The organism is Thermoflexus sp. (assembly GCF_042408365.1).
GTDB lineage: Bacteria > Chloroflexota > Anaerolineae > Thermoflexales > Thermoflexaceae > Thermoflexus.
This window is the reverse complement of sequence record NZ_JBHOQJ010000233.1, coordinates 1-4328: the sequence shown is the minus strand read 5'-3', so window position 1 is coordinate 4328 and position 4328 is coordinate 1. Positions and strand designations below refer to the sequence as shown.

Annotated in this window: 3 protein-coding genes and 1 pseudogene; all 4 read left to right on the top strand. The window is 61.9% G+C overall.

Annotated elements, in window-relative coordinates:
* The first annotated feature begins 410 nt into the window (after positions 1-410).
* On the top strand, positions 411-1721 hold the full coding sequence (gene tig, locus ACFMO5_RS10845) for a trigger factor (protein ID WP_376792769.1): 1311 nt from the start codon (positions 411-413) through the stop codon (positions 1719-1721).
* 100 nt (positions 1722-1821) lie between these two features.
* Positions 1822-2487, top strand: a complete 666-nt coding sequence (locus tag ACFMO5_RS10840; RefSeq protein WP_376792768.1) for a ClpP family protease — start codon at positions 1822-1824, stop codon at positions 2485-2487.
* A 4-nt stretch (positions 2488-2491) separates the two neighbouring features.
* Complete coding sequence (gene clpX, locus ACFMO5_RS10835; RefSeq protein WP_376792767.1) at positions 2492-3769, top strand: ATP-dependent Clp protease ATP-binding subunit ClpX; 1278 nt, start codon at positions 2492-2494, stop codon at positions 3767-3769.
* Positions 3770-3912: 143 nt separating this feature from the next.
* Positions 3913-4328 (top strand): annotated as a pseudogene (locus ACFMO5_RS10830) (hypothetical protein); the annotation flags it as partial.

Sequence of the window (4328 nt, the reverse complement as noted above, 5' to 3'; positions counted from 1 at the left end):
GGGGAAGGGGGGCTCTTCCGCCTCTTCGCGGGAGCTCCGAACCGAATAGGACCAGGCTGAATGGTTGCAGGAGCGTGTCACTGCTGAAAGGGATGATTACCGGGAAGGGCGATTTCGCCTGCTACTGCTTTGTCCATTTGTTCCTTAGGGATCTTCAGGGATTCGGGGCCATCCGTTCCTCCGCCGCATATCCCCAAAACGAAAATGGACAAGGCACCACCAGCGCCACAAGTTATATAGATGTCTTTTGTTGCGATGCCTTCATGGGTCCGTTATAATTCCACGTGACCGATTAAAAGATTCGAACCCCCCGGGGAGGCGCTGGTTTGCGGATCCCTATGGAGGGGCTCAACGGATCGCTTCCGATCGGGGGATAGGCTGGCGACTCTGAGCCTGGAGGAAAACAGTCCGTGCGGATCACAACGGAAATCCTTCCGCAGCGCCAGGTGGCGCTCATCATCGAGGTCGATCCGGAGCGTGTGGAGAAGGCGATGCGTCAAGTCGCCCGGCGCTTCGCTGAACAATTCGACATCCCAGGCTTCCGGCGGGGCAAAGCCCCCTACGAAGTCGTGATCCGGACCTTCGGTCGGGAGGTGATCTTCGAGGAGGCCGTAGAAGCCCTGAGCCAGGAGGTCTATCGGGAGGCCCTGGATCAGATGGGTCTGGATCCCTATGGGCCGGGTCGGCTGGAGCGGGTCGATCCGGAACCCTTAACCTTCCGGGTGATCGTCCCGCTGAAGCCGGAGATCCGGCTGGGCGATTATCGCGCATTGCGTCTGCCTTATGAGCCGCCGGAGCCAACCGAAGAGGAAGTGATGGAGGTTCTGGAGCGGCTGCGGCGGGATAACGCCATTATTGAGCCCCTTTCAGAGGGTGTCGCAGAGCCGGGGATGATGGTCACGGTGGCGTTGCGGGCGACGGATGCAGAAGGGAAAACTGTCCTGGAGGATGAGTTATCGTTTGTGCTGGGCCAGGAGAAACCGCCGCTACCGGGGTTGGAGGAGCGGATCCTTGGCATGGCGTTGAACGAAACACGGGCCTTCGAGCTGTCCTGGCCAGGAGATGAAGCCCGCGTCCTGCAGGTGGAGGCTACCTTGACCGGCCTCTCTCGATATTTGCTGCCGGATCTGGATGATGCCCTGGCTCAGACGGTTGGCGATTTCGAGACCCTGGAAGACTTGAAGGCGAAGATCCGGGAAGACCTGGCTGCTCATAAGCGCCGTCAATACGATGCTGAATACGCCGAGCGCGCCCTGGAGGCGCTGGTCGATCAAGCTGAGGTGGAATTCCCGCCCCAGATGCTGGAGGAGGAAATCGATGATCTGGTGAGGGATCTAGAGAACAGCCTTGAGCGGCGCGGAGGGGATCTGGAGACCTATCTGAAGGAGCGGAACCAGACCCTGGAGGAACTGCGGGAGGAGTTTCGGCCTCAGGCCGAGCGACGGATCCGTCGGGGCTTGGTCCTTTACCAGCTGGCTCGGGAGGAGGGGCTCGCGGTTCCAGAAGAGGCAGTCGCGCAGGAGGCTCAGGCCCTGCGTCAGCGCATCCAGGTCTCTGAAGAGGCCTGGATGCAGCTCCAGCCCGAGATCTCATCGTCCATTCGATCCCGGCTGCTGGCCCGCCAGGCGCTGGAGCGCCTGACGGCCATTGCACGGGGCGAGGTGGAAGCGGCTGCCGCCCCAGTGGTGGAAGAGGCGAGGGCCCCAGAAACCGAAGCCTGAGTTCGTAGTAGGGCGCTTCAGCGCCTGTGCTCTGAGAGAGACAAAGAGCAACGTGTGATTCGAGTGCCTATCTTTCTGTTATGTAAAAAGGAGGCTGGCGATGGCCCGAGCAGGATTGCCGGAGATGCTGATCCCGATGGTGATTGAGAACACGGGGCGTGGCGAGCGGGTTTACGACATCTACTCGCTGCTCCTCAAGGAGCGGATCATCTTCCTGGGGACGCCGATCACGGACCAGGTGGCCAACCTGGTGGTGGCTCAGTTGCTCTATTTGGATCGGGAGGACCCGGAGGAGGAGATCCGGCTTTACATTAACTCGCCCGGCGGGCTGATTTATCCTGGCCTGGCGATCTACGACACGATGCAGCAGGTGCGCGCCCCTATCTCCACCATCGCGGTGGGCTGGACGGCCAGCCTGGCCACAGTGCTCCTGGCCGCTGGAACGAAGGGCCGTCGCTTCGCCCTGCCGCACGCAACGATTCATATGCATCCGGCGGGGGGCGGCGCCCATGGCTACGCGCCGGATGTCGAGATCCAGTATAAGGAATTGATGCGGATGCAGAATCTGATCTTCGAGCTGCTGGCCCGTCACACCGGTCAGCCGGTGGAGCGCATCGCCGATGACTTCGATCGAGACTACTACATGTCGGCAGAGGAGGCGGTGAAGTACGGGATCATCGACGAAGTCCTCAAGCCGCCGCCGCATAAAGAGCTCCCGCCGCTGCCGACTCAGGCGGTTACCACGCCGGACGGCCGCAAGGAGTAAGGGGATGCAACGCGCGCGCAGGGAGGCCCCTCGTTGCTCCTTTTGCCGGCGCGACCCTGACGAGACGGGCCGGCTCTTGGCGGGCCCGGATGGGGTTTACATCTGTGAGGAGTGCGTGGAAACCAGCTACCGCATGCTCCGCGGGGAGGGCAGGGAAGCCTGCCCCTCCCCGGTTTTTCCCCAGCGTCTCCCTTCCCCCCGTGAGATCTACGCCTATCTGGACCAGTATGTAGTGGGTCAGGATCGCGCCAAGCGGGTGCTATCAGTGGCGGTGTACAATCACTACAAGCGGATTGCCAGCGGGGGGCGCTGGGAGGATGTGGAGATCGAGAAGAGCAACATCCTCCTCATCGGCCCGACAGGTTGTGGGAAGACCTTGCTGGCGCGCACCCTGGCCCGTCTCCTCGACGTCCCCTTCGCCATCGCCGATGCCACCTCGCTCACAGAGGCGGGCTATGTAGGGGAGGATGTGGAGAACATCCTCCTGCGGCTGATCCAGGCTGCGGATTACGATCTGGCGCGGGCGGAAAAAGGCATTGTTTACATCGATGAGATCGATAAGATCGCCCGTAAATCTGGGGACAACCCCTCCATCACCCGCGATGTCTCCGGCGAGGGCGTCCAGCAGGCCCTGCTGAAAATCATCGAGGGCACGATCGCCAATGTCCCACCCCAGGGCGGCCGCAAGCATCCCCATCAGGATTTCATTCAGATCAACACCACCCACATCCTTTTCATCTGCGGCGGCACCTTCGAAGGGCTCTCCAAGATCATCGCCGGGCGTTTGGGATTGCGGGGGGCCATCGGTTTCGCGGGCGAGGCCAGAGCCCGCGGGCGGGTTGCGCCCTCCGAAGCTGAGCTGTTGCAGCAGGTCACTCCGGATGATCTCGTCCGGTTCGGGCTGATCCCCGAGCTGGTGGGACGGTTGCCGGTGGTGATCCCGGTGGACCCGCTGGATCGGGAGGCGTTGAAGGCGGTGCTCACACGGCCGCGCAACGCCCTGGTGAAGCAGTTCCAGCGGTTGTTCGCCTTGGATAATGTGGAGCTGATCTTCACGCCAGACGCGATTGAGGCGGCCGCGGAGGAGGCTCTGCGCCTGGGGACGGGCGCGCGGGCCCTGCGGTCGATCCTGGAGCGGACGTTGATGGATGTCATGTATGAGATCCCCTCTCATCCCCAGATCCGCCGCTGCATCGTCACCGCCGAGGCTATCCGAGGACAAGAGATGCCACTCCTCCTCACCGAATCGGGTCAGCCGGTGGAATTGCGCCGGGCGGCGTAACGATCGGGCCTCTATGTGGCCTGTTGGGCCAACTTCCTGTTCACCAGGCGGTGGTTGAATCACTGCCCTCTAAAGAGACTGATCCAAATTCGCCCGAAGACCAAGTATAATTATGGCGAGAATAAAAGATAATGGAGATGTATATGGCGTTCACGGTTAAAGAATTCCGCGATCTGATTCGGATTCTGGAAGCCCATCCCGAGTGGCGAACCGAATTGCGGCGGCTGGTGCTGACGGAGGAGCTCCTCACTTTACCGGAAATCATGCGAGGCCTAGCGGCTAAGGTGGACGCCCTGGCGGAGGCGCAGCGGCGGCATTATGAGGAGTTTGCTGCCCATCGGCAGGAGTTCTTGGTTTATCGGGCGGAGGCGGATCGGCGGTTCGCGGAGCTAGCTGAGGCGCAGCGGCGGACGGAGGAGCGGGTGGGGCGGTTGGAGGAGGCGGTGGCGGCCCTGGCGGAGGCGCAGCGGCGGCATTATGAGGAGTTTGCTGCCCATCGGCAGGAGTTCTTGGTTTATCGGGCGGAGGCGGATCGGCGGTTCGCGGAGCTAGCTGAGGC

What these genes read in the sequence shown, in the direction of transcription:
- ACFMO5_RS10840 (WP_376792768.1), top strand. Translation starts at nt 1,822, where the DNA reads ATGGCCCGAGCAGGATTGCCGGAGATGCTGATCCCGATGGTGATTGAG.
- clpX (WP_376792767.1), top strand. Translation starts at nt 2,492, where the DNA reads ATGCAACGCGCGCGCAGGGAGGCCCCTCGTTGCTCCTTTTGCCGGCGC.